Here is a 24,231-nt window from a genome sequence, read left to right as displayed (position 1 = left end):
CGAGACGCAGAATGGCCGAGAAGCTCGCCCGCATAAGCGAAACGCTCAGAGGGCGATGACGCCGCGGATGTTGCGCCCCTGCACGAGATCGCGATAGCCGTCGTTGACTTCGTCCAGGGTGTACGTCCTGGTCAGCAGCCCGTCCACCCGCAGGTCGCCGGTGCGGTGGAGCTGCAGGAGCCGCGGGATGTCGTACTGCGGATTGAGTGACCCGTAGATCGACCCGCGCACGGTCTTCTGCTGCACCAGCATGATGTCACTGGGCGAGCGCACCGCGAACCGTTCCTTGGCCAGCCCGGTGATGACCACGGTGCCGCTCTTGCCCACAGCGTCGAAGGCGGCGGTGGCGACGCCGCTGTCGACCTGGCCCACGGTGACCAGCGCCTTGTCGGCCATGGCGCCGCCGGTGAGCTCGCTGATCCGGTCGAGGGCGGCGGCCGCCGAGGCGTACGTGTAAGTGGCCCCGAAATGCCGTGCCGTGTCCCGCTTGACCTTGACCGGATCGACCACGACGACCTCGCTGGCGCCGCTGTATCGGGCGCCCTGCACGGCGTTCATGCCGATGCCGCCGGCGCCGAAGACGACCACGATTTCGCCCGGCTCCACATTGGCGGCCGTCGTGGCCGTGCCCCAGCCGGTCGGAATGCCGCAGCTGAACAGCGCCGCCGTCGTCAGATCGTGGCGCGGGTCGATGCGTACGACCGAATATTGCGACAGCACCGACCGTTCCGAGAAGGCCCCGATGATGCAGAAGCCGCCGACGTCGGTGGCGCCGTGATGCATCCGGAAACCGCCCTGCGGCAGCTCACCGGTGGTGAGCGTGGCCCCGAGCACGCAGAGGGACTGCCGCCCGGTCGAGCAGTATTGGCAGATCCCGTCACTGGGCACAAAGGTCGTCACGACGTGATCGCCCGGCGTCACCCGCGTGACCCGCGACCCGACCGCCTCGACCACACCGGACGCCTCGTGCCCACCCACGAAAGGCACCCGGGCCGCGATGTCGCCGCTCGTGTAATGCAGCTCCGAATGACAGAGCCCGGCCGCCACGAACCGTACGAGAATCTCCTCCTCGCGCGGCTCGTCCAGATCGAGCTCGACAATCTCGAACGACTTGCCCGTCTCGAACAGAACCGCGGCCTTGGTTTTCATGCCTTTAAAGACGCAGGCGGTCGTACGAGGTTCGCCTCCACCCTCGTCACCAGGATCACAGGCCGAGGGCGTCCTTCAACGCCGTGCCGACTTTGTCGTGGGCGAGCGGAGGCAGCTCCGCGGCCCGGAACCACCGGATCTCGTCATGTTCATCGGGAGCGGCGTTCACCGGCGTCCCCGCCCATTCACCGACGATCCAGGCGCTGAAGCGCACGGGCTCCTCCCCAGAGCCCGCCGCTTCCTCCCCAGAGCCCACCGCGAACCGGCACAGGTGGATCGCGGAGCCGGTCGAGATGCGCACGCCCAGCTCTTCACGCAGTTCCCGGGCGAGCGCGGTCAGCTCACTTTCCCCGGCCTCGACGTGCCCGCCGGCCAGATCCCACACGTTCGGATAGACGTGGCGGTCCGGGCTGCGGTGAACGAGCAGCACCCGGCCTTCGCGAACCAGACCCCCGGTGACGATCTCAGGCATGGGTGCGATTGTGGCAGGACAAGCCGCCGCCGGCCCCGCGCGGAACGTGGTGATGTGTGAGGATCACCGTGTGCGAGTTGGCGTACCCGGGGACTTCGCCGTTGTTTCTCACCTTGTCGTGCGAGGGACGCAGGCGGAGATCGGGTTCGCGCTCGCCCAAGCCGCCGTCGACGCCTACGGCTCCGCGCCGCTCGAGGTGGCGCCCCGGCTCGGCCGGGCCCGCCGGCGGTGGTTCGAGGTCAACTGGCCCGAACACCATGAGCGCTCACGCGGGATGGCGGCGGCGTTCGGCGTGGCCGACGACGACCCCGGGGTGTGTGTCGACCAGCTGAACGGGCTGCCTCTGCCGGGCGGATGCTCGGCGGTGTGGTGTCCGCCCACTGTCGTACGGAACTTCGATATTCACGCTTCGGTCATCGAGACGGCGCCGCCCTCACCCGGTCAGCGGCTTCCCGCCCTGGCCCGGCCCCACGTGGTGGAGGGGCACCCGGATCGAGGGCTACCTGAGCGGCTGCCTGGAAGGCATCAACGAGGCCGGTCTGTGTGTCGTCGAGCTCGCCGACGGCTCGGCTTCGAGCGCTCCAGCGCGCCCTTGTCGATAGCTCTGCGATGACGTCATACGTGTTGGCCGCCTTCGCCGTGGCGAAGCGCTGGGTCCCTCCGTCACAGCCTCGCGCTGAAGTCGTCACCGTCAGCGATTGTCTGGCGGAGCTGCTGCCCTTCGGTGACGACCCGTTGATCGCGCCCTGGCATCCCATCCAGCCCGACGTGACCCCCACGGCCGGTCATGTGCTGGCGGTCAGCGTGCCGGCATCGCAAGCCGGCGACGTCGCCGGAATGGTCGAAGGGTGGATCGGCGACTATCCCCACCCCATGCTGGTGAACCTCGCCCGGGGAACCCCTCCGCCCGCCGGCCGGACGCTCGGCTTCGAGGTGCTCGGTTTCGAGGCGGGCCGCTTCCACAGCTGGCTCTGCTACGGCCTCCGGGAACAAGCGACGAACGAGTACGGCCTGCTGACCTCGTTGGCCGCGGCGCGGCAGGTCGCCGATCGGGCCAACAGCGCACGCGGCACCGTCGACGGCACCCCCGAGGAAGTCACCTGGTTCCCCGCACGGATCACCGGCTACTGAAACTTCCTCCACTCGCCCTCGGAGATCACCTCGACCGCGCCGCCGACGACCTGGATGGCCGTCTGCTCGTCGATGGCGTAGGCCGGCGCCCCCAGCTCGGCGGCCCAGCGCTCGGCGTCGGCCATGGAGTTGTCGGGGAACGCGTTGAGGTGCGGAAAGATCGAGAAGTCGACGACACCGAGCGTGCGGTCGTCCGGGGCGGCCGCCCACTCGACGAACACCTTCCCGATCCGCGGCGTCATCACCATGCTGCCGGCGCTCACCCCGACCCAGACCTTCTCGGTCAGTGACGGCAACAGACCGGCCAGTCCCGACTCCCGCATCCAGTGGCTCAGATAGGTGGCGTCACCCCCGTCGACCAGCAGCACGTCGGCCTCACGAACCCACGGCATCCAGCGCTCGGCCCCGATCGTGGGCAGGGCGGTGAGCTCGAGGACACCCAGCGACGCCCAGCCCAGCCCGGTCAGGAACTCATAGCCGGTCACCAGCCCGCGCACCGACTGAGGTCCACAGGCCGGGTGCCCCCATTGCGCGGTCGGCACGCAGAGGGCGTGGCTTTCGGCGATGGGCTTGCCGAGAAGACGTACGAGCGCCGCTTGAATGCTCGGATTGGTGACTCCACCCGAGGTGAGCAACAGCTTCAAAGCGCCTCCAACCATCCAGGACCGGAGTTCCATGATGTACGCCGGCACGCCCGCACAAAAGCATCACCGCCGTTTCACAGCGGCCGCCACGTCGGGTGGCAGTTCATCCGCGCCGACCCGCAGCGCGCAGTCACCGTCGGGGACGATCAGGCCGTCGTCAGGTCCGGGATCCGGCCCAGCGCGTCCGCCGTGCGCGGGCAGGCCGCCAGCGCCTCCTCGATCCGGGTGCCGAACGCGATGAGCCCATAGACGCTCCAGCCGGTTCCGTACGTCTCGCGCTGCACCCACGGCTCGAACGAATCGCCGTCCAGGGCCGCGCACTCGGCCCGGATGTCCTTCCACGACCGGCGGAAGTCGGCCAGGAACGGGAACTGGTCATCGTCATACGAACACGCCGAACTCACCGGCTCGCGGGGAACCTCCGCCTATGTCGGGTTCGGCAAGGTGTGCCGAAGGCTGCAAACGTATGTACGCAAACGTATGCGGTAGGCGTACGGTCGCCGGTAACCCGGCATCCGGGCCGGGGGTGCTCGGCAGGAGGCGCGTCTAATGAGGAACCGATTGTCCCTCTTGACGGTCGCGGCCATGATCGGGGTCGCCGGCTGCTCCGCAGGGGCTGAGGAGTCCACGTCCGAGCAGGTCGTGGAGGCTACGACCAGTTGCGCCACAAAGGGCGAGCTCACCATGTGGGAGCGCTCGGGCGGCAACAAGGACATGGTCGACATGCTGGTCGCCGCCTGGAACGCCAAGAATCCGGACTGCAAGGTCGCTCTCACCTACATCCCGCACACCGAGATGGTCGGCAAGATCGCTCAGGGGATCGCGTCGGGGCAGGTGCCCGATCTGATGGGCATGGACCTCATCTACGCGCCCCAGTTCGAGAAGGCGGGGCAGCTCGTCGACCTGACCGCGCGGATCAGCGGCTGGCCCGAGCTGAAGACCGCCAGCAAGGGCCACATGACGGTCGCGACCTACGAGAACAAGCTTTACGGCGTTCCCCTGTACGCCGACGTGTCCGCCCTCTTCTACAACAAGGACCTGTTCAAGCGGGCCGGTCTCGACCCGGCCAAACCGCCGACCAGCCTGCCCGAACTGCGGACGTACGCCGACAAGATCACCGCCCTGGGTGGGGATGTCCGGGGCTACTACCTGCCCGGCAACTGCGCCGGCTGCAACATCTTCACGGTGGGCCCGCTGATGTGGGCGTCGGGGGCGAAGATCGAGGCCGCCGGGCCGGGCGACGAGCCGCTCGTCGGTGACGGCGTGAAGCAGGTGCTCCAGTTCGAACGGGACATGGTCAAGGCCGGCAACGTGCACGAGGGTGACCGCACCGAGAACGGCGAGACGTTCCACCTGCAGTTCGGCTCGGGCAAGGTCGGCATGATGGGCACCGGCAACTTCAACATCACGCTGGCCCGGCAGCAGAACCCCACGATGGACTTCGGCGTGGCCCTGCTGCCCGGCATGACCGCCGGATCCAGCGCCTCGTTCATCGGCGGCGACCTGGTCGTCGTCCCCAAGGGCAGCAAGCGCGTCAACGACGCCGTCAACTTCATGAAGTTCCTGCTCTCCGACGAGGTTCAGGTCGAGGTGTACGCCAAGGCGCTGAACCTGACCACCCGCAGCGACATGGTCGACAACAAGTACTTCCAGGCCGAACCGCTGGTGCAGGATGTGGCCGAGGCGCTGACGGTGGGCCGGACGCCGTACACCCTGACCTTCTTCGAGCAGATCAACTCGCCGCAGGGCCCGTGGCTGAAGATGCTCCAGCGCGCCTACTACACCGACGACGACCTCGACGCGGTCATCGCCGACGCCAAGAAGTCGATGAAGGACATCGCCTCGAAGTCCTAGGAGACAAGGGCATGCAGCGTACGCGCCGTAACCGGCTCACCGGTCTGGCCTTCACCGCTCCGGCCCTGGCCTTCGTGCTGGTGTTCACCGTCTATCCGCTGGGCCGGATGGTGTGGATGTCGCTGCACGAGTGGTCGCTGATCTCCGAGCCGCGCTTCATCGGCGCCGGCAACTTCCGGCAGGCGTTCGGCGACCGGCAGTTCTGGACGTCGTTCCTGTTCACGCTGAAATACACGGCACTGATCACGCCGGTGCTCATCGTCGGCGGCTACCTGCTGGCGCTGCTGACGGCTCCGGCCGGCCGGGTGCGTGTCGTCACCCGTACGGTGGTCTTCGTTCCGGTCGTCATCGGCCTCGGTGTCTCCAGCCTGCTCTGGTACTGGCTGTTCAGCACCGACTTCGGCGTGATCAACCGGATCCTGCTCGATCTCGGCCTGGTCGACCACCCCGTGCTCTGGCTCGGGGTGGACGCCGGCACGTCGAACTTCGCGATCAGCACGTCGGTGGTGTGGAAGGTCATCGGCTTCGGGATGATCCTGTTCGTCGGCGCCATCCAGGCCATCCCCACCGAGATCACCGAGGCCACCCAGGTCGACGGGGCGAGCTATGGGCAGCGGATCGGCCGGGTCGTCCTGCCGCTCACCATGCGCACGGTCCTGCTGGTCACCCTGGTCAGCGTGATCGGCTCGCTGCTGGCGTTCGACCAGTTCTACATCATGACCGCCGGTCAGCCGCAGAACGAGACCGCCACCTCGGTCTTCTTCGTCTACCTGAACTCGTTCCCCTATCTCAAGCTGGGCTACGGGGCCGCCCTGTCGCTGATCCTGGCCGTGACCATCCTGGCCTTCACCGTCGTCCAGCTCGTCCTCACCCGCCGGAGCGAGTCGTGACCGCCACGCTGGCCCGGGCCCGGGAGCGGGCCGTCGCCCAGCCGGTCAGGGCCGGGCACCGCGGCCACCTCGTGGCGGCCGGCTGCGTCGCGATCGGCACGATCATGATGCTGCCGCTGCTCTACTCCGTGCTGGCCTCGATCAAGCCGACGGCCGAGGCGGCCGCCGCGCCGCCCACCTATCTGCCGCACGGGCTGAGCCTGGACAGCTACCAGCGGCTCTGGGACTACCAGGAGGGGCTGCTCACCTATCTGGGCAACAGCTTCGGCACGGCGGTGCTGACGATCGTCTTCACCCTGCTGCTCACCGTGCCGGCCGCGTACGGCCTGTCGCGCTTCCCGGTGCCCGGCAAGGAACTGATCTTCATCGTGCTCCTGTTCGCGCTCATCGTCCCGTACCAGGCGCTCCTGACCCCGATGTTCCTCATGTTCGCCAAGATCGGCCTGACGAACTCGCTGATCGGGCTGGCGATCCTGCACACCACGATCCAGTTGCCGTTCAGCCTCTACATCCTGCGCAACAGCTTCGCGGCGGTGCCCCGCGAGCTGGAGGAGGCCGCCATCATGGACGGCGCCGCCCCGCACCAGATCCTGCGGCGCGTCTTCCTGCCGCCGACCCTGCCCGCGGTCGTCACCGTCACCCTGTTCGCTTTCATCACGTCCTGGAACGAGTTCCTGGGCGCGCTCGTGATGATGAGCTCGAGCGCGAAGTTCACACTGCCCGTGATCCTGGCGACGGCCCGCACCGAGACCAGCCTGGGCGGCACCGACTGGGGCATGCTCCAGGCCGGCATCACCATCTCGATCATCCCCTGCGTGGCCGTCTATCTGTTGCTCCAGCGGTACTACATGGCCGGCCTGATGAGCGGAGCCGTGAAATGAGCGTGACAGCAGTGCAGCCGTCCCCGTCGGCGCTGACCCGGCTCCGTCCCCTCGACGCCCGGCGGGTCGAGCTCACCGGCGGTTTCTGGGCTTCGCGGGTCCGCGTCAACCGGGAACGCACCATCCCGTACGGCCTGGAACAGCTGGAGAAGGCCGGAAACCTCGACAATCTGCGGCTCACCGGCGACTACCGGGGGACCCTGCCCTTCCTCGACTCGGACGTCTACAAATGGCTGGAGGCGTCGGGGTGGGAAGGGCTTCCCGACCATGATGTGATCGCCCTGATCGGCTCGGCCCAGCGGCCCGACGGCTATCTGAACAGCTATTTCCGGACCGGCGAGCCGTACCGGGACCTGTCCTGGGGTCACGAGCTCTACTGCGTGGGCCACCTCATCCAGGCGGCGGTGGCGTGGCATCGCGCCCGCGACGACGACCGGTTGCTCGACATCGCGGTTCGGGCCGCCGATCACGTGCCGGACGGGATCATCGACGGGCATCCGAACATCGAGATGGCGCTGGTGGAGCTGAGCCGGGTGACCGGCGAGCGGCGCCATCTGACCAAGGCCGCCCGCATGATCGACATGCGCGGGCACGGCACGCTGGCCGGGGCCGAGCAGTTCGGGGCGGCCTACTGGCAGGACCACGAGCCGGTGCGTGAGGCGGCGTCGGTGGCGGGTCACGCCGTACGGCAGCTCTATCTTGACTGTGGCGCCGTCGACGTCGCCGTGGAGCTCGGTGACGATCGGCTGCTGGCGGCGGTGCGGCGCCGATGGGACGATCTGACGCGCACGCGCATGTATCTGACCGGTGGCATGGGCAGCCGGCATCGGGACGAGGCGTTCGGCGATCCGTACGAGCTGCCGCCGGACCGCGCGTACGCCGAGACGTGCGCGTCGATCGCCGGGGTGATGCTCGCGTGGCGGCTGCTGCTGGCCACGGGCGAGCCCGGATACGCCGACGCGATCGAGCGAATCCTCTACAACGGGGTGTTGCCCGGGATGTCGCTCGATGGAACAAGTTTCTTCTACACCAACCCCTTGCAGCGCCGGACACACCGGGCGCCGGACGGCACCGGGGATCGTCAGCCCTGGTATGCCTGCGCCTGCTGCCCGCCGAACCTGATGCGGATGCTCAGTTGCTGCAAGCAGTTGCTGGCGACGGCGGACGACAGCGGCATTCAGCTGCACCAGTACGCCACCGCGACCATCGGGGCCGGCCCCAGGCGTCTGCGGGTCGACACGAATTACCCGTGGGACGGCCGAATCGCCGTACAACTGCTGGAATCTCCGGCGGAGCCGTGGACCTTGTCCTTGCGAGTGCCACGATGGTGCCGCACGGCCACCTTGACCGGTCCGGACGGTACGCACGCGGTGGCGGCCGGCGTGGTCAAGCGGCACCGGCGCTGGCAGCCCGGCGACCTGGTGGAGCTCCGCCTGGAGATGCCGCCCCGGGTCACCGAGCCCGACCCCCGGATCGACGCCGTGCGGGGATGCGCGGCGCTGGAGAGAGGCCCACTGGTCTACTGCCTGGAGGAGGCCGACGTCCCGGACCTGACCTGGGACTTCAGCCGGGAGCCGGCCCTTCTGCCCCGTACCGGCCTGGCCGAGTCCCTGGTCGGCCTCGACACCGCCGTCCCGTACTTCGCCTGGGCCAACCGCGGCGCCGGCGGCATGCGGGTGTGGATCCCGCGCTAAGCACCTGGCCAGAAGTCTTGTCCGTAACTGGGGGGAGCCAGGGTGCGGCGGTGGTTAGGTTCTGAGCGTCGGTGCGGTCTTGGAAGAACGCGTGGGCTTGGCGGATGGGATCGGTCATGGTCGCGGGAGCGGTGTTGGCGATGCGGTATTTCATCGCGGCCCAGATCCGTTCGATCGGGTTGTCCAGGGGGCTGTAACGGGCGCTGCGGATCAGCTGCAGGCGGTGTTCGTCGAGCCAGCGCTGGGGCGGTGCGGCGCAGGTTCTTCCCGGGGGTCATGACTCGGTGGCGCAGGCCGTGTGGCATCCAGCAGGCGCGGACGCGGGCGATCAGGTCGAGTGTCGATCAGGCGGAACGGCACGGCGGCAGCAGGTCGGGCAGGCCGCGGCGGAGTTGTTCGGGCAAGGATTCCGACGCTGCCGGACGCTCAGCTGGCCCGGTTGTTACTCACCGAAACAGTCTGTGTCCACCGAGCCCAGCCAGACCTTGACCCCGAAAGGTGTCCATCCGTCGCCCGTTCCGCGGAACAATCGTCAAGACGGCGCGCCCTGCTAAGCCGGCGGCGCCGTGGAGTCGCGCACGATCAGGGGCAGCGGGAAGACTGTCACGCCGGGCTCGGGGCGCGACGACGGGTCGCGGGCCAGCGACACCGCCTGGGCCACCCCGAAGCCGACGATCTCGGCGATCGGCATCCGCAGCGTGGTCAGGGCGGGCACGGTGTGCGCGGCGATGAGGATGTCGTCGAAACCGACGACGGACAGTTGGCGGGGCACCGCGACGCCGAGCGTGTGCGCGGCGTGCAGCGCGCCCACCCCCACCAGGTCGGTCGAGGCGGCCACCGCGGTCGGCGGCTCGGGCAGGCTCATCAGCTCGGCCAGCGCCGACTCGCCGCCGTCCAAGGTTCCAGGGCAACGACGGAGATGATGAGGGGGTACGCCGCCGAACCGCTCCCGCATGAAATCGACGTACGCCTCCTCGCGGATCCGGTATTCGTTCGGCAGTTCGGCGCTGAGGAACCCGATGCGCCGGTGCCCGAGCGCGGCCAGATGCTCCAGGCCGGCCCGCACGCCGGCCCGGTCGTCGGGGTTGGCCGTCGGGAACTCGAGCGGGCTGGCTCCCTGCCACAGGCCCACCACCGGCACCGGGGAACGCCGCAGGTCGGCCAGCAGTTCCGGATAGCCCTGCATGTCACCGAGCAGGATGATCGCGTCGGTGTGGCGGGTCTCCAGCACCGTGGTCAGCGGCGAGGCGGCGTCGAGCTGCCCGTGCACGTGGCCGAGCACGACGTTGTAGCCGTGCGCGACCGACTCGACGACGAGCGCCTCGATGACGCCCGCGTAGAAGACGTCGCTGAAGTCCCGGACGACGGCGCCGATGAGGTTGGTCGACGCTCCCCGCAGCCCCCGGGCCAGCGGATTGGGCCGATAGCCCAGATGGCGGGCGGTCTCGATGACCCGCTCCCGGGTCCCGGCCGCGATCGGCACCCGGGTCGGCGCGTTGTTGAGCACCCGCGACACGGTGCTCTGCGAGACGCCGGACGCCTCGGCGATGTCCCGCATCGTGACGACGGACGGCTCTTTTCGTTCTCCGCGCGCGGAAGTCGCCATCGACGCGAAGCGTAACACCGGCGGTAAGGTCACCCGGTGGACCTGGATCACCTGGCCGCCCAGCTCGGCGTGCCCGTCGAGGAGATCGACCGCGTGCACCGCCTGGCCGGAGACCACCCCTCGGCGCCCCTGCCCACCTCACCGCGCCTCGACCGTCTCGGTGTCCGTCCCGACGACGCCGCCGACATCATGGCCGGCTGGCCGTCCCCACAGTGGAGCCCCGCCCTGCGGTGGTTGCTGGACCGCTCGACCGCCCTGGTCCGGGCCGACCTGGGCGGCTACGGCTGGCTGTCACCCGGCCCCGAGCTGCCGCGCTACTTCGTGTACGTCTACCTGTCCCTGGTCGACGTGGTCACCGCCTATCACCGCGACCGCGGCATCCCCGCCGAGGTGACCCGGGCGACGTTGGCCGACCTGGGCCGCAACCTGGCCGTCGACCGCCGCATGAAGGGCGAAGGCTGGCCGGTCATGCAGAGCTGGCTGACCCTGCACGTGCGCGGGGGCCTCTACGAGCTGGGCCGTCTGCAGTTCCAGCGCGGCGACACGACCATCGACCTGCACATCCCCGAGTCGGGCCCGCTGACCCCGGCCTCGGTCGACGCGTCCCTCGACCGGGCGCGGGAGTTCTTCCCGCGCCACTTCCCCGAGGAGCGCTACGAGGCGTACACCTGCGGCTCCTGGCTCCTCGACCCGCAACTGCTGGACTACCTGCCGCCCGGCTCCAACATCGTCCGCTTCCAGCAGAGGTTCGACCTCTTGCCGTACGAGGAACTGGCCGTACCGGACGCCGACGTCGAGGCCCGCCGCTTCGTCTTCCGCACGTTGACCACTCCCCTGGACCAGCTCCCCCGCGACACCGTCCTCCAGCGCGCCATCATCGACCACTTGACGGCCGGGAAACACTGGCAGTGGCGCCGGGGCCGCCTGCGTCAGGGTTGGTGAGCCACCGCTCCGAACTCGTCGACCTCACGCGGATCGTCACCTGCGGCCGGACGCCAGCGGGAGCACGGGACGAGCCCCGGCTCGACGACGTCGAGCCCTTCGAGGAAGCGGGCGAGCTCCTCGGGCCGCCGCAGATGGTAGGAGAGCGGGGCGTTCGCGTTCCACACCCCGATGGCCTCCTCGAAGGCGGGCCCGTCGAGCACGTTGGTCCCGTCGGCGGTGACAAGATAGCTGCCCGAGGGCAGCGCACCCATGAACTGCCGGACGATGGCCACGGCATCATCCAGGTCGGGCACATGCCCCAGAATGTTCATGAGGATCAGCCCGACCGGCCGCGACAGGTCAAGGGTGCTCCGCCCCGCGGCTTCGAGGACAGCACCCGGATCACGCAGGTCGGCGTCGATGTATTCGGTGACGCCCTCGGCCGTACCGGTGAGAAGCGTCCGCGCATGCGACAGCACAAGAGGATCGTTGTCCACATATGCGATGCGGGCGTCGGGAGCCACGGCTTGGGCCACTTGGTGGGTGTGCTCGGCGGTGGGCATGCCCGTCCCGACGTCAAGGAACTGCCGGATGCCGGCCTCCGTGGCCAGGAAGGTGACGGCTCGCTTGAGAAAGGCCCGGGACGACCGGGCAACCACCGTGATGTCCGGATAGAGCCCGGCGAACTGGTCCCCCACCGCCCGATCGACCGGGAAGTTGTCGGTCCCACCCAGCCAGTAGTTCCAGACCCGAGCCGAGTGCGGAACGCCGGTGTCGAAGCTCATGCCAGCACTCTAATGTGGACCGGCTGTCCGGGTCACCACCTCGGCGCGACAGCCTGTCGGTCGGGCCCGGCTATTGAGAGAGCTCCTCGAGCGAGGGCGCCGTCGCGTCGACGATCTCGCGGAGGGCGGCGACATGTCCCTGGTACGCCTTCCGCCCCTGGCGTGTCATCGTCAGCCACACCCGGCGGGTGTCCGAGCCGAGACGGTCCTGCTTCACGTAACCCGCGTCGACCAGGGCGGCCACCTGCTTGCTCAGCGCCGACGGGCTCAGATCCAGATGCTCTTTGATCACCGACAGCTCCACGGTGCCGCCGGCCACCAGCATCGCGCAGATCCGCAGGCGGTGCGTCGGGTGGATGACCGGATCGAGTTCCGCCGTCACCGGGGCGCCCCCGTCGACTTCCGGTGCACCACGCCGGCCGCCAAATACAGGACGGCCGCCCCGACGGCGAGGATGACGATCGGCCACCGCTGCGTGGTGATCTCGGCGACGATGAACGCGGCGAGCAGGCACCCCATCGCGGTGAAGGCCAAGGCCAGGAAGACGCGGCTGGTGGGCAGGGTGAACGGCGTGCCCATCCGGTAGCCGGCCAGCATGTTGACCGCGACGAGCACGGCGCCGCCGGCCAGCAGATAGGTGACCCCGTCCTCACCCAGCGCGAAGCTCAACGTCATGGCGCCCAGCAGGAGCGCGTTGACCGGATAGATCCACGTGGGCCACGGCGTGTCCCGCACGGCACGCTGGGCGGTCTCGATGCTCGCCAGCGCCTCGCGGGCCTCGGCCGAGCCGGGAACGTGCACGTTGTTTTCCATGACGGAAACTATCGCAGATGTTTTCCGTCATGGCAACTTTCAACCACCCGGAAACCATGTTGTGTTTCATCGAACTACGTATTTGGTTTCGGGCTGATTAACAGCGGAGATCGACCGACGAGAGATCGATCAAGGCTGTCGTAGCGTCATCAGCACTTCAGGCCTCTGATCGAGTCGAGGTGTTCCGTTGACGCAATCCCCCTTCGGCAGGTCCGTGCCGCTCATCGTCGCGGCCGTGACCGCGCTGGCCGTGAACCCGGCGGCGCCCGCCCACGCACAAGCAGCACCCAGTGCCCCGAGGCCGGTGAACTCGGCCGCCGGTACGACGATCACGCTCATCACCGGTGACAAGGTCACCGTCCGGCCCGGTGTCACCACCATTCAGGGGCCCGATGGTGAGCAGGTCGGTGCTCACATCACCACCGTCGGGCCGGACACCTACGTCTACCCGGACAGCGCCATGCAGTACGTCGGGGCCGGGCTGCTCGACAAGCGACTGTTCAACGTGACCTATCTGCTGCGCGAGGGCTACGGCGACGCCGTCACCGATCGGCTGCCGGTCATCCTCGGATACTCCGGCTCGGCCGCCAAGCGCAGCGCCGCCGCCCTGCCCGAGGGCGGCACCGAAGTGCGTGCTCTGCCCAGCATCAACGGCAGCGCGGTGAGCGCCGAGCGCGACAAGGACTTCTGGACCTCGCTGACCGGGGCCGCCCCGGAGGGCGTACGGGCCAAGCAGGCCACCACCGGCTTCGCCCACGGCATCACCAAGGTGTGGCTGGACGGCAAGGTGCACGCCGACCTGGCCGACAGCGTGGCGCAGATCGGCGCGCCGGAAGTGTGGGCCGGCGGCAACACCGGCGAGGGCGTCGACGTCGCCGTGCTCGACACCGGCGTCGACGCCGGGCACCCGGATCTGGCCGGCCGGATCGAGTCGAGCCAGAGCTTCGTGCCCGGTGAGGACGTCACCGACGGGCACGGGCACGGCACACATGTCGCCTCCACCATCGCCGGCTCCGGCGCCGGTGACGGCGGCAAGGAGCGGGGCGTCGCCCCGGGCGCCGACCTCGAGATCGGCAAGGTGCTCGACAGCGGTGGCTCCGGGCAGGACTCCTGGATCATCAGCGGCATGGAGTGGGCCGCGCGGGAGCGCAAGGCCAAGGTCGTCAGCATGAGCCTCGGCGGCGACCCCACCGACGGCACCGACCCGATGAGCGTGGCCGTCAACCAGCTCAGCGCCGAGACCGGCGCCCTGTTCGTCATCGCGGCCGGTAACAGCGGGCCCACCGAGACCACCGTCGGGTCGCCCGGCGCGGCCGACGCCGCCCTCACCGTGGGCGCGGTCGACCGCGACGACCATCTCGCCGACTTCTCCAGCCGCGGCCCGCGGTTCGTCGACGGCGCGCTCAAGCCGGAGATCACCGCGCCCGGCGTCGACATCGTCGCCGCCCGCGCCGCCGGCACGACGATGGGCCAGCCGGTGAACGAGCTCTACACCTCGGCCTCCGGCACCTCGATGGCCACGCCGCACGTGGCCGGCGCGGCCGCCCTGCTCGCCGCCCAGCACCCCGGCTGGACCGGCCAGCAGCTCAAGGACGCCCTGGTGAGCACGGCCAAGGAGACCCCCGACTACAACGCGTACGAGGCCGGAAGCGGCCGCCTCGACATCGCCGCCACGACAAAGGCGACGGTCTTCGCCTCCGCCTCGGCCTACCTCGGCATCCACCCCGTCGAGGACGAGCCGTCGGGCACCGTCGAGCGCCAGATCACGTACACCAATGTCGGCGGCAGTGCCGTCGACCTCGACCTGGCCGCGACCGGGCTCGACTTCGCGAAGCTGTCGGCGTCGCGGGTGACCGTGCCCGCCAACGGCACCGCCTCCGTCACGGTCTCGGTCGACCTGAGCAGTTCGCCGGAGAAGGGCCGTTTCACCGGCAGCGTCGTCGCCACCGGTGCCGACGGCAGTCGCGTGGCCGACACCCTCATCGGCATCAGCACCGAGGACCAGCCCCGGCACCTGACCATCACGCCCACCGGCCGCGGCGGCGAGCCCATGCCCGGTGAGATCATGATGCTGCGTGAGGGCGACCCGGCCGGCGCCTACTACAACTTCCTCACCATCGACGGCCGCCCGATCGACGTGCTCGTGCCGGACGGCCGGTACGCGGTGTGGATGTGGGGCGACGTCGAGGGCACCCACGGCCCCGACTCCCGCGGCATGGCGCTGGTCAGCGCGCCCACTGTCGTCGTCGAGAAGAACACCGCCATCGAGCTGAAGGCCTCGGCCACCCGTGAGGTCCAGGCGATCACGCCCAAGGCGTCGGCCACCGCCGAGGTCCGCCTCGATTACCACCGCGAGCTGGGCGACACGGCCAAGGCCACCGACTCCTTCATCATTCCCCGCTACTACGACAGCATCTGGACCACGCCCGGCCAGAAGGCCCGTGACGGCAAGATGTCGGTGACTGCCCGCTGGCGGAAGACCGAGCCGCTCATCTCGCTCGGCGAGTCGTACGACGACCTGCTGTTGATCTCCGGGTCGACCATCCCGGCCGAGGGCACACGCCGGCTCGAGGCGGTCTTCGCCGGCACGGGCACCGCCGCCGAGTTCGCCAAGGTCAACGTCAAGGACAAGATTGCTGTCGTACGCCGTGACGACCTCGACGACCAGGTGAAGGCGGCCGAGAAGGCGGGTGCGGCGGTGCTCGCGGTCGTCAACAACGAGCCCGGCCGCTACTTCGACGCCACCTCCAAGACGAAGCTGGCCGTGGTCTCGCTGACCGCGGACGGTGGCGAGCGCCTGATCGCCCAGCTCGCCAAGGGCAAGGTGAGCCTGAACGTCACCTCCGACCCGACCACCGACTATCTGTACGACCTGGTCCGCTACTGGCCGAACGGGACGCCGAAGTCGCTCACCTACCGCCCGTCGGAGCGTGAGCTGGCCCGGGTCGACGTCGACTTCCAGAGCACCTCCACTCGGGAGATGTCCGAGAAGCGCTTCGACAAGAACCCGGACCTGCCGGTGAAGGTCGGCTCGACCACCCTGCTGCGCTCCGAGCGGTTCCGCACCGACTGGGTCACCGCCCAGGACGGTGTCCGCTGGTCGACCGACATGGACGACTGGTACTCGTTCCAGCTGGGCGGCGACACCACCTACAAGGCGGGCAGCCGGACCAGCGAAACCTGGCTGGGCGCGATCCAGCGGCCCCGCATCAACGACGCGGTCACGCTGCCCTACCGCGACGGCGGCCGGATCGTGGCCGAGATCCCCGGCTGGGGTGACTCCGGCGCCAACCACGCCGGCGTGGCCTTCCCCGAAGGCGGCGAGATGACCGCGACCCTGTCGCAGGGCACGACGGTGATCGAGCAGAACACCTACAACTGGATCGATCAGAACTCCGGGCTGAGCCCCAAGCGTCTCCCGTACCGCCTGGTCACCACGACCCAGCGGGACACGACGTCCTACCCGTACTCGTCCAAGACCCGTACGGCTTGGGACTTCTTCTCCGACGCCAAGACGGCCCGCCTGCCGCTCATCCAGCTCGACTACAAGGTGGACACGGACATCTCGCATCGGGCCGCCCGCTCGACCGCGATCACGGTCGTGCCGTCCCACCTGACCGGCGGCCCGAGCACCAAGGCCATCGGTTCGGTCACGCTCGAGGTGTCGTACGACGACGGCGCCACCTGGGTACGCCAGCGGCTGCACCAGTCGAAGGACGGCTGGACGGCCGACCTGCGGGCCCCGAAGAACGCCCAGCACGTCACGCTGAAGGCCGGCGCCAAGGACGCGTACGGCAACAGCGTCGAACAGACGATCACCCGGGCCTTCGGCCTGAAGTGACCGGACCGCCGGGCCGCGACATCCCCCCGTCGCGGCCCGGCCCTCTCGAACGTTCGGGGGAGATCTTCTCCACTTCGGACGCACTAGTGTCGCTTCCGTGACGCGGGAAGCGCTCTATGTGCGGGCCACCGCCGCGGTCGCCGCGATCGGCGCCGTCTGGTGTGTGGCCTATCTCGGCGCCGGCATCGGCGCCGAGGCGACGGCGTACGTCTTCGTCCCGATCGGCGGCGCCCTGGCCACCGCGTCGCTGCACGGCCTGTCCCGCCGCGACCCGTTCTGGCGGGCCGTCTTCGTCTCCATCGGCCTGATCACCTTCGGGTACGCCTGGCTGGCCGTGGACTCGCTGGCCCACGCCGACGAGGTGCGTACCCGCGCCATGCCGACCCCGGCCGCGGCGATCGCGGCCCTGGGCTTCCTGCTCGCCATGGGCGCCCTGGCCCGGGTCCCGGTGGCCCGGGCCGGCGCCACCGAGCGGTGGCCCATGGTGCTCGACCGGCTGATCGCCTTCCTGGGCTGCGCGGCCGTGCTCTGGTACATCGGGCTGGCACCCATGCTGACCGCCCGCGAGTCCCTGAGCCGGCAGGCGACCGTGCTGGTCGGGCTGGGTCTGCTGATCGCGGTCGGCGCGGCCACCAAGGCCTCGTACATCGCGGGCGGCCCGGTCGACCGGGTGGCGATCCGCTTCATCGCGGCCGCCGGTGGCGTGCCCGCCGCCGCCACGGCCGTGCTGGCCGTGCAGTTCGGCCTGATCGCCAGCGTTCCCGCTCAGTCGGTCGTCCTGCCCCTGGCCCCGCTGCTCATCACGCTCGGGGTGGCCGCGCAGAGCCGCGCCGACCGGGGGCTGCGCCCGCCTGCGCGTGTGGGCGTGCTCCTTCCGTACATCGCAATGATCTTGGTTGATGTGCCTTTGATCGCGGTGGCGCTGGGCGAACCGCTGCGCTGGCCGGTCCGGGTGGCCCTGATCGCCGCGGTCGTGGTGACCGGGCTGGTGATGGTCCGGCTCTATCTGACGTCCCGGGAGAACGCGCGGCTGCTCGGCCGGTTGAAGTACGAGGTCAGCCACGACGGCCTGACCGCGCTGGCCAACCGGGCGCTGTTCCGCGACCGGCTGGCGGAGGCGCTGAGCACCACCGGCCAGGCGTCGGTGCTGCTCATCGACCTGGACGACTTCAAGACGGTGAACGACCTGCTCGGCCACGGCGTCGGCGACCACCTGCTGATCTCGGTGGCCGAGCTGTTGCGGTCCGAGGCCGGTCCCCACGCCCTGCCGGCGCGGGTGGGCGGCGACGAGTTCGCGGTGCTGCTCTCCTCCGACGCGGAAGCCCTGGCCGGTCGCCTGCTGTCCGCGTTCTCCCAGCCGATCAGCGAACACCGGCTGCTGGTCCAGGCCAGCATCGGGATAGCCACCGCCGCCCCCGGCGCCACCGTCGACTCGGTCCTGCGCGACGCCGACGTGGCCATGTACACGGCGAAACAGCAGGGCAAGGCCGGTTTCGTACGCTACGTCGACGGCCTGGGCGAGCCGGTGCTGGCCCACATGCAGCTGGGCGGCGAGCTCCGGCGAGCTCTGGACAACAACGAGTTCCGGGTGGTCTACCAGCCCATCATGCGCCTGGACGGCACCCGCCTGTTCGGGGTGGAGGCACTGGTCCGCTGGCACCACCCGACGAGGGGCGTGGTCCCACCGGCCGAGTTCATCCCGGCCGCCGAGCGAACGGGCCTGATCGTCCCGCTGGGCCGTTTCGTCCTCCGCGAGACGTGCCGCCAGGCCGCTTCCTGGCTGGCCGAGTTCGGCCCGGACGCGCTGAAGGAGGCCGGCTTGAACGTGTCGGCCCGCCAGCTGCACGACCCGGACTTCGTGGACGACGTGGCGGAGGCCCTGTCCGACAGCGGCCTGCCGTGCGAGCGCCTGGTCCTGGAGGTGACGGAGTCGGCGGTCCTGAGGGGCCAGCAGGTGTCCCGGGCGCTGTACGACCTGGACCGCATGGGCATCCGCCTGGCCTTGGACGACTTCGGCACCGGAGAGTCGTCACTGAGCCTGCTGAGAGCATTCCCGGCGGCCATAGTGAAGCTGGACAAGTCCTTCGTGGACGGCATAGAGATCGACGACGGCCACCCCGCGGCGGCCGGCGCCCGCCAGGCCGTGGCCAGGGCGGTGATCCAGCTGGCCCACGCGCTGGGCCTGGACACGGTGGCCGAGGGCATCGAAAGCCCCGAACAGGTGGCAACGCTGCGAGAGCTCGGCTACACGCTGGGCCAGGGTTTCCACCTGGCCCACCCGATGCCGGCCGCCGAGGTGTCGCGCTTGCTGGCCTTGCAGCAGTCCGCACCGACGCCCCGATGACCGGGGCCGATGTCGCGATCATCGGATTGTTCTCCGATCGGCTACTCGAGGCCGAGCAGGAAGAGACCGCCGACGCAGGCGAAGACCAAGCCGGCGAAGGCGCTCGTCCCGGCCGAGACCAGTGGCGGCCAGGCGGCCCGCCATACCAGTATCGCGAGGGTCGGCACGGAAACGATCAGCGACATCACTGTCGCTACCCCCGTGGCCAGCGCCGACAGCCAGAACACCGGCCCGGGGGTGTCGTTCACGAGGCGATCATCGTGGCCGAGCGTTCCGTAGAGAAGCAGCACGGCGATGCCTCCCACCACCACATGCCACGTCAGAAGGATGGCCAGTCCACGCCCGAAGACCGCCCATCGGCGGGGTAACCCCTCATTCACGGGCGTGACGCTAGCCGCCGGCACCGGATCTGAGGTTCGGTGAAGCTCACGCGGGACGTACAAACCATGAACCTTCGCCGCTGCGCCCGGCATGATGGTGTGGTGACACTCGACAAGTCCGGGAAGCTGTGGCGTGGGGAAGACTTCGCCGATCTCGCCGAGTACGTTCGCCAGTTCGAGGCCGGCGGCTACCCGGTGGCCACGGTGGTCGAGTCCCGTTGTGGCCAGTGTGACGGGCGAGCCTTCCGCGTCGGCATCGACGAGGACGAGGCGACCCTGCGTATGTGCCTGGCCTGCGGAAACGTCGCCTTCATCGGTGACAGCGCCGACTATTGGGACGAGGACACCGCCGGCGCGTGCGCGTGCCCCTGCGGCGGCGAGGAGTTCGCCGTCGCTGTCGGCTACGCACTCTTCGACGACGGCGAAGTGCGCTGGATCAGTGTGGGCCTGCGGTGCCTGAAGGACAACGCGCTCGGTGTCTACGCCGACACGAAGATCGACTACAGCCCTTCGCGCCAGCTTCTCGACCAGGCATGACGGCCGGGCGGCGGCCCGGTCCCGGCGCTCAGCCGGGCTCGGACTCGTGACCGGCGGGGTGGGTGCGGAGCAGGCCCTCGTAGGCCCGCTCGGCGGTCATGTCGCCCGTGATGACGCGGTGGATCGTGCGGGTGATGGGCATGGCCAGGTCGTGGCGGTCGGCCAGTTGGACTGCCGCGTGCACGGTCTTGACGCCCTCGGCCACCTGGCCCATCTCGGCCAGGATGTCGTCCAGGCTGCGCCCCCGGCCCAGCTGCTCACCCACGTAGCGGTTGCGGCTGTGCGGGCTGATGCACGTCGCCACCAGGTCACCCATGCCGGCCAGACCGGCCAGCGTGCTGGGCTCGCCGCCCAGCGCCACCGCCAGCGTGGTCAGCTCGGCCAGCCCGCGCGAGATGACACCGGCCCGGGTGTTGTCGCCGACGCCGAGGCCCTGGGCGATGCCGGTGGCGATCGCCACGACGTTCTTCAGCGCGCCGCCGACCTCACACCCGATCACGTCGTGGTTGGTGTAGACGCGCAGCAGACCGCGCCGGAACACCCGCTGCAACTCGGCCGCGACGGCCAGATCCTCGGTCGCGATCACGGTGGCCGCGGCCATGCCCGCCATGATCTCCTTGGCCAGGTTGGGCCCGGTGAGCGCGGCCGCCGGATGACCCGGCAGCACGTCCTTGATCACTTCGGTCATCCGGAGCAGCGAGTCGCGCTCCAGCCCCTTGCTGAGGCTCACCACGGGAATCCAGGGGTGCAGGTCGGGCCGTACCCGCTCCAGGGTGTCCCGAAAGGCTCCCGTAGGCACCCCGACGACGAGCAGCTCCGCGTGCGCGGCCGCCTCGGCCAGATCAGCGGTGGCCCGGAGCCGCGGCGGCAGCGGAAAGCCGGCCAGATAACGCTCGTTGGTGTGCTTGGCGTTGATCTCCTCCGCCGACGCTTCGTTCCGCGCCCAGATCAGCGACTCATGATCCCGGCGGGTGAGCACCGACGCGACAGTGGTCCCCCATGACCCCGCACCCAGCACCGTGATCCGCATGGTCCCTCTTTCCTTGGCGCACACCTCGGCCGGCCGTCACCCGAGTCGGTACAGTATGGCCTCGTCGATCGCGCGGCCACGCCGCGCTCGGGCTGAGCACGAGTAAATCTTGATAAAGTATTTCGATGCTCGACCCGATCAGCACCGGGCTCATCTCCAGCTATCTCGCGAACGTCTTCTCCGATTCCGTTCTGGAGGTGTACCGGGAATGGCGTGATCGTACGCAGGAGACGACGCCTTCCATGGACGTCGAGGCAGTCGACGAAGCGCTGAACCTCGCGCTTCGAGGCGCGGACCTGTCCCAATATCTCGGTCCTGGCGCGCACTCCGAGGACCTTGACGCCCTCACCCGCTTTCTCGCCAGTCGAGACCTGGGAAACCTTACGACCGACGCGGTGGCGTTCCACATCGTCCGGGAGGGGCGAGAGGTCCTGTCCACGCTGAACGAAGAGTGCCGGCAGCTGTTGATCTACTACGGCGTCTCCCCCGCGTCTTCCGTGGTCGCCTCGGAAAAGATCATCGGTTTGATCGACGAGGTCGCGGTCGAATGCGTAGAGGAGATCGGCCCCGATCCGGCCGCGAAACAAAAGGATCAGAACGACGAGGCTCAGCGCCAGCGCGAGGTTGCCCTGCGGCGAATTCAGGACAGACAGACGACCCGGATCGCCAAGCAGCTCGCGACGCTGAACACGCTGATCGACGATGAGCACGTGGACCGGCAGGCGATCGAGCGGAAGACGTCGCAGATCCAGGAGGCGGTGGACCAGGTACACGGTCACCTGACGCCACCCGGCGTCCTCGAGGTGACGCGGGTGCCGATCGACGACATTTACGTGGTGCCTCACATCGTCCTCGACGAGTCACCCGATGAGCTGGCGAAGACGTACGGCCCCGACAGAAAAGAATCCGAACTTCCGGTGTCCACGGATCTCGCGGATCTGCTGGAAACTTCCGCTCGCCTGGTCGTCGTGGGAAACCCTGGAGCCGGAAAGACGACACTCTCCCACTATGTAGCACAACGGGTTTCGAACGGGCTCCTGCCCGGTAGGGACGAAAGACGATCGAAGGACAATCCGGTCCTGTCGTTCCCCATCGTCCTGCGAGAACTGCGCGAGCCGATCTTCTCGCCCACCGGCGTCGACATCATCGGCGCGGCCAAGATGGTCCTGGCCAACAGATATCAGGTCACACTTTCTCGCGCGGAGGTCGACTTTCTCTGTTCGAGCGGGCGGATGCTGCTGATCCTGGACGGCCTGGACGAGATCACGCACCGGCAGGACCGCGAGGCGGTCTCGCGCTCGGTGGACGCGTTCGCCCGGCTGTACCCGCGCTGCCGCATCCTGGTCACCAGCCGGGTTGTGGGCTACCGGCAGGCGCCGCTGAGCCCGGATCTGTTCCAGGTGGCCACGATCGGGCCCTTCTCCGCCGAGCAGGTCGGCGCCTACGCGCGAAAATGGTTCGACCTCCATCTTCACAAAGACCTGACACCGGCCGGCCGGCGGACCCTGACGGCGAGCTTTCTCGCCGAGAGCAGCAACATCGAGGACCTGCGCGAGAACCCCCTCCTTCTGGCCCTCATCTGCAATCTCTACCGCCATCAGGGGTTCATCCCCCGCAACCGGCCGGAGATCTACGTAAGCTGCTCGCGACTCCTGTTCGACACCTGGGACAGACGAAGGCGGTTGCGGCCCGTCTTCGAATTCGACGCGCACGTCGACGGAATGGTTCAGCACATCGCTGAATGGGTGTTCTCCAGAGCCGACGCACAGGGAGGTGTGAAAGAGGAGACGCTGATCAGCGTGGCCACGGAGTACCTGAGCGGGTGGCAGTACAAGAACCGCCGGGAGGCGGAGATCGCGGCCGGCCTCTTCCTGGAGTTCTGCCGGGACCGCGCCTGGATCCTGACGGAGATCGGGCAATCGCCTCGGGGAGAGCGCCTCTACGGCTTCACGCATCGGACCTTCCTCGAGTATTTCGCCGCGGAGCATTACAAGGAGACCCTCCAGGCCGACCAGCTCATCGAGTTGGTGGTCGACAAGGCGAAGAAGTCCTACTGGAACATCGTGTGTCAGCTGATCGTCCAGCTCTCTTCGAAGAAGGAGCGCGGACTCGAGAACCGGCTGATCGACGCACTCGTCGCCCAGTTGGACGAACTCGAGCCGCAGGAACGCGACATCGCCTTCACCGTCTGCTCCGGAAGCCTCGAGTCGATCCCGTTGCGCCCGGAGACGGTGGAACGAGTGGTCAAAGCGTCGATCAAGTACTACCGCGAGTCCCTCTTGGCCGCGCCGAACGCCATCGGTCACTCCGCCAGTTCACCGAACGGACGTGGGGTCTACTGGTTGGAGAGTTCCCGGGTCTCGGCCGAAAACCTCAGGGCGGCCTCGGAGGCGGTCGCCGCCGGGCTCGAAGACCTACTCGAGGGGCATCGAACGCGATCAAAGACGCCCCGGTCACGATATCCGGTAGTGGTGAAAACCTTGGCCCACCTCTTCGACTTCGAATTCGGGCAGAGTGTCCGTCAGACCGGCTTCCGCGCACGATTCTCGGACCAGTTCTCCCGAGCGGCGGCCGAGATCCTGCGGATCTCCACCGAGCCGTGGGTGGAGTCGGTGGCCCTTTCGAGCGGACTGATGATCGATACGAACCCTGACGAGTCGTTGCTCGTCCGTGCCCTCCGGTCCCAGACCGGTCAACGGCGGGTCGAACCGATGCCGCTTCCCTGGGGCTGCCGGAGCGCACCCAGCCTGGCCGAGATCATCGTCTGGTGGGGCATCAACGCCACCAGCGACGACCGGGCCTTCGTCGAGGAGGTGCTGCTCCCGCGAGCGCTCGCCGTGAGAAGCGCACTGCGGGAACCGCCGGCCGAGTTCATCCCGCATTCGACGTGGCTGGCCAGCGCATTGGGAGGGCTGAGACCCATTTCGGGTCATGCGACCGACCTGCCCCCGGCGTTCCACGACAGCGCGACCCACATTGCCCTGATGCTGGTGAAAAGCTATGTGACCGGCGACGCTGAAACCGTCCGTAACCGCATGGCGGAGGTGGGCGTCAAGCAGTGGGGACACCTGAGATTGGTCTCTACGGCCATCGAGTGCAGATACGACTTGGGCGGCCCCGAGCTCTCGGACGCCGACCGCGACGCGTTGTGTGATCTCGGCTTCCGAAGGTGGGTCGACGGCTCGCTCGAACCGGCCCCGCACGACCCGTGACCCGTCGCGCCTGGCGCGGCCACCGCACCGTGGGGTCTGGGGGT

General features: G+C 68.8%; 20 protein-coding genes and 1 pseudogene. 10 read left to right on the top strand and 11 right to left on the bottom strand.

The window, feature by feature from the left end; genetic code table 11:
• Positions 1–45: 45 nt before the first annotated feature.
• Positions 46–1,149, bottom strand: a complete 1,104-nt coding sequence (locus ACQP2X_RS16590; protein ID WP_498697918.1) for an NDMA-dependent alcohol dehydrogenase — start codon at positions 1,147–1,149, stop codon at positions 46–48.
• A gap of 55 nt (positions 1,150–1,204) precedes the next feature.
• Positions 1,205–1,621, bottom strand: a complete 417-nt coding sequence (locus ACQP2X_RS16585; RefSeq protein WP_498697917.1) for an NUDIX domain-containing protein — start codon at positions 1,619–1,621, stop codon at positions 1,205–1,207.
• Positions 1,622–2,230: 609 nt separating this feature from the next.
• Between ACQP2X_RS16585 and ACQP2X_RS16580 the strand changes: the two genes are divergently transcribed.
• A complete protein-coding gene (locus tag ACQP2X_RS16580) occupies positions 2,231–2,752 on the top strand; it encodes a hypothetical protein (RefSeq protein ID WP_498697916.1) in 522 nt (173 codons plus the stop codon).
• Here ACQP2X_RS16580 and ACQP2X_RS16575 read toward each other — a convergent pair.
• Positions 2,746–3,396: a Type 1 glutamine amidotransferase-like domain-containing protein gene (locus tag ACQP2X_RS16575; protein WP_498697914.1), complete on the bottom strand. Its 651-nt coding sequence runs from the start codon at positions 3,394–3,396 to the stop codon at positions 2,746–2,748. The genes ACQP2X_RS16580 and ACQP2X_RS16575 overlap by 7 nt on opposite strands.
• Before the next feature lie 146 nt (positions 3,397–3,542).
• Positions 3,543–3,800: an aspartyl/asparaginyl beta-hydroxylase domain-containing protein gene (locus ACQP2X_RS16570; protein ID WP_498697911.1), complete on the bottom strand. Its 258-nt coding sequence runs from the start codon at positions 3,798–3,800 to the stop codon at positions 3,543–3,545.
• Between the two features lie 181 nt (positions 3,801–3,981).
• On the opposite strand from ACQP2X_RS16570, the gene ACQP2X_RS16565 reads away from it, so the two are divergent.
• The 4 genes from ACQP2X_RS16565 to ACQP2X_RS16550 are packed head-to-tail and all read left to right on the top strand — an operon-like array spanning position 3,982 to position 8,715.
• Positions 3,982–5,250 carry an ABC transporter substrate-binding protein gene (locus ACQP2X_RS16565; RefSeq protein WP_498697907.1) on the top strand — a complete coding sequence of 423 codons (1,269 nt, stop codon included), beginning with the start codon at positions 3,982–3,984 and terminating at the stop codon, positions 5,248–5,250.
• 11 nt (positions 5,251–5,261) lie between these two features.
• Positions 5,262–6,140, top strand: coding sequence for a carbohydrate ABC transporter permease (locus ACQP2X_RS16560; RefSeq protein WP_498697906.1), 879 nt, complete (start codon positions 5,262–5,264; stop codon positions 6,138–6,140).
• A complete protein-coding gene (locus ACQP2X_RS16555; RefSeq protein WP_498697904.1) occupies positions 6,137–7,021 on the top strand; it encodes a carbohydrate ABC transporter permease in 885 nt (294 codons plus the stop codon). Before ACQP2X_RS16560 ends, ACQP2X_RS16555 begins: the two co-directional genes overlap by 4 nt.
• The gene (locus tag ACQP2X_RS16550; RefSeq protein ID WP_498697902.1) at positions 7,018–8,715 is read left to right on the top strand and encodes a glycoside hydrolase family 127 protein; all 1,698 of its coding nucleotides are present in this window, start codon (positions 7,018–7,020) and stop codon (positions 8,713–8,715) included. Before ACQP2X_RS16555 ends, ACQP2X_RS16550 begins: the two co-directional genes overlap by 4 nt.
• On the opposite strand, the pseudogene ACQP2X_RS16545 reads toward ACQP2X_RS16550, so the two are convergent.
• Together ACQP2X_RS16545 and ACQP2X_RS16540 are read right to left on the bottom strand one after the other, a co-directional pair.
• Positions 8,712–9,053 (bottom strand): annotated as a pseudogene (locus ACQP2X_RS16545) (IS630 family transposase); the annotation flags it as partial. The gene ACQP2X_RS16550 and the pseudogene ACQP2X_RS16545 overlap by 4 nt on opposite strands.
• Positions 9,054–9,265: 212 nt before the next feature.
• Entirely contained in the window at positions 9,266–10,321 is a 1,056-nt protein-coding gene (locus tag ACQP2X_RS16540) for a LacI family DNA-binding transcriptional regulator (RefSeq protein ID WP_498697900.1), read from the bottom strand.
• A gap of 36 nt (positions 10,322–10,357) precedes the next feature.
• On the opposite strand from ACQP2X_RS16540, the gene ACQP2X_RS16535 reads away from it, so the two are divergent.
• On the top strand, positions 10,358–11,263 hold the full coding sequence (locus tag ACQP2X_RS16535; protein ID WP_498697899.1) for an acyltransferase domain-containing protein: 906 nt from the start codon (positions 10,358–10,360) through the stop codon (positions 11,261–11,263).
• Here ACQP2X_RS16535 and ACQP2X_RS16530 read toward each other — a convergent pair.
• The 3 genes from ACQP2X_RS16530 to ACQP2X_RS16520 form a co-directional block, all read right to left on the bottom strand.
• Positions 11,251–12,030, bottom strand: a complete 780-nt coding sequence (locus ACQP2X_RS16530) for an SAM-dependent methyltransferase (protein ID WP_498697897.1) — start codon at positions 12,028–12,030, stop codon at positions 11,251–11,253. The two genes, ACQP2X_RS16535 and ACQP2X_RS16530, sit on opposite strands and share 13 nt — an antisense overlap.
• A 70-nt stretch (positions 12,031–12,100) precedes the next feature.
• A complete protein-coding gene (locus ACQP2X_RS16525; protein WP_498697894.1) occupies positions 12,101–12,412 on the bottom strand; it encodes a transcriptional regulator in 312 nt (103 codons plus the stop codon).
• Positions 12,409–12,843, bottom strand: coding sequence for a hypothetical protein (locus ACQP2X_RS16520; RefSeq protein ID WP_498697892.1), 435 nt, complete (start codon positions 12,841–12,843; stop codon positions 12,409–12,411). Before ACQP2X_RS16520 ends, ACQP2X_RS16525 begins: the two co-directional genes overlap by 4 nt.
• Before the next feature lie 187 nt (positions 12,844–13,030).
• Between ACQP2X_RS16520 and ACQP2X_RS16515 the strand changes: the two genes are divergently transcribed.
• Both ACQP2X_RS16515 and ACQP2X_RS16510 read left to right on the top strand, forming a co-directional pair.
• A complete protein-coding gene (locus ACQP2X_RS16515; RefSeq protein WP_498697889.1) occupies positions 13,031–16,684 on the top strand; it encodes a S8 family serine peptidase in 3,654 nt (1,217 codons plus the stop codon).
• 97 nt (positions 16,685–16,781) lie between these two features.
• Positions 16,782–19,028: a putative bifunctional diguanylate cyclase/phosphodiesterase gene (locus ACQP2X_RS16510; RefSeq protein ID WP_498697886.1), complete on the top strand. Its 2,247-nt coding sequence runs from the start codon at positions 16,782–16,784 to the stop codon at positions 19,026–19,028.
• A 41-nt stretch (positions 19,029–19,069) separates the two neighbouring features.
• On the opposite strand, the gene ACQP2X_RS16505 is transcribed toward ACQP2X_RS16510, so the two are convergent.
• On the bottom strand, positions 19,070–19,408 hold the full coding sequence (locus tag ACQP2X_RS16505; RefSeq protein ID WP_498697884.1) for a hypothetical protein: 339 nt from the start codon (positions 19,406–19,408) through the stop codon (positions 19,070–19,072).
• A 102-nt stretch (positions 19,409–19,510) separates the two neighbouring features.
• Here ACQP2X_RS16505 and ACQP2X_RS16500 point away from each other — a divergent pair, with 102 nt between their 5' ends.
• Positions 19,511–19,945 (top strand): hypothetical protein, encoded by a 435-nt coding sequence (locus ACQP2X_RS16500; RefSeq protein WP_498697882.1) that lies wholly within the window; start codon positions 19,511–19,513, stop codon positions 19,943–19,945.
• A gap of 28 nt (positions 19,946–19,973) precedes the next feature.
• Here the strand turns inward: ACQP2X_RS16500 and ACQP2X_RS16495 are convergent, their stop codons facing one another.
• Positions 19,974–20,975, bottom strand: a complete 1,002-nt coding sequence (locus ACQP2X_RS16495; protein WP_498697879.1) for an NAD(P)H-dependent glycerol-3-phosphate dehydrogenase — start codon at positions 20,973–20,975, stop codon at positions 19,974–19,976.
• A gap of 125 nt (positions 20,976–21,100) precedes the next feature.
• On the opposite strand from ACQP2X_RS16495, the gene ACQP2X_RS16490 reads away from it, so the two are divergent.
• Positions 21,101–24,187 carry an NACHT domain-containing protein gene (locus ACQP2X_RS16490; protein WP_498697877.1) on the top strand — a complete coding sequence of 1,029 codons (3,087 nt, stop codon included), beginning with the start codon at positions 21,101–21,103 and terminating at the stop codon, positions 24,185–24,187.
• Positions 24,188–24,231: the final 44 nt, after the last annotated feature.

Source organism: Actinoplanes sp. CA-131856, assembly GCF_050956135.1.
GTDB lineage: Bacteria > Actinomycetota > Actinomycetes > Mycobacteriales > Micromonosporaceae > Actinoplanes.
The sequence above is the reverse complement of the archived record's forward strand: the minus strand, read 5'-3'. Positions and strand labels throughout refer to the sequence as shown.

Bases quoted from the DNA above. Each gene is read 5' to 3' on its own strand.
- ACQP2X_RS16590 (WP_498697918.1), bottom strand. From the start codon at position 1,149: ATGAAAACCAAGGCCGCGGTTCTGTTCGAGACGGGCAAGTCGTTCGAG.
- ACQP2X_RS16585 (WP_498697917.1), bottom strand. From the start codon at position 1,621: ATGCCTGAGATCGTCACCGGGGGTCTGGTTCGCGAAGGCCGGGTGCTG.
- ACQP2X_RS16580 (WP_498697916.1), top strand. From the start codon at position 2,231: ATGACGTCATACGTGTTGGCCGCCTTCGCCGTGGCGAAGCGCTGGGTC.
- ACQP2X_RS16565 (WP_498697907.1), top strand. From the start codon at position 3,982: ATGATCGGGGTCGCCGGCTGCTCCGCAGGGGCTGAGGAGTCCACGTCC.
- ACQP2X_RS16560 (WP_498697906.1), top strand. From the start codon at position 5,262: ATGCAGCGTACGCGCCGTAACCGGCTCACCGGTCTGGCCTTCACCGCT.
- ACQP2X_RS16550 (WP_498697902.1), top strand. From the start codon at position 7,018: ATGAGCGTGACAGCAGTGCAGCCGTCCCCGTCGGCGCTGACCCGGCTC.
- ACQP2X_RS16540 (WP_498697900.1), bottom strand. From the start codon at position 10,321: ATGGCGACTTCCGCGCGCGGAGAACGAAAAGAGCCGTCCGTCGTCACG.
- ACQP2X_RS16530 (WP_498697897.1), bottom strand. From the start codon at position 12,030: ATGAGCTTCGACACCGGCGTTCCGCACTCGGCTCGGGTCTGGAACTAC.
- ACQP2X_RS16520 (WP_498697892.1), bottom strand. From the start codon at position 12,843: ATGGAAAACAACGTGCACGTTCCCGGCTCGGCCGAGGCCCGCGAGGCG.
- ACQP2X_RS16495 (WP_498697879.1), bottom strand. From the start codon at position 20,975: ATGCGGATCACGGTGCTGGGTGCGGGGTCATGGGGGACCACTGTCGCG.
- ACQP2X_RS16490 (WP_498697877.1), top strand. From the start codon at position 21,101: ATGCTCGACCCGATCAGCACCGGGCTCATCTCCAGCTATCTCGCGAAC.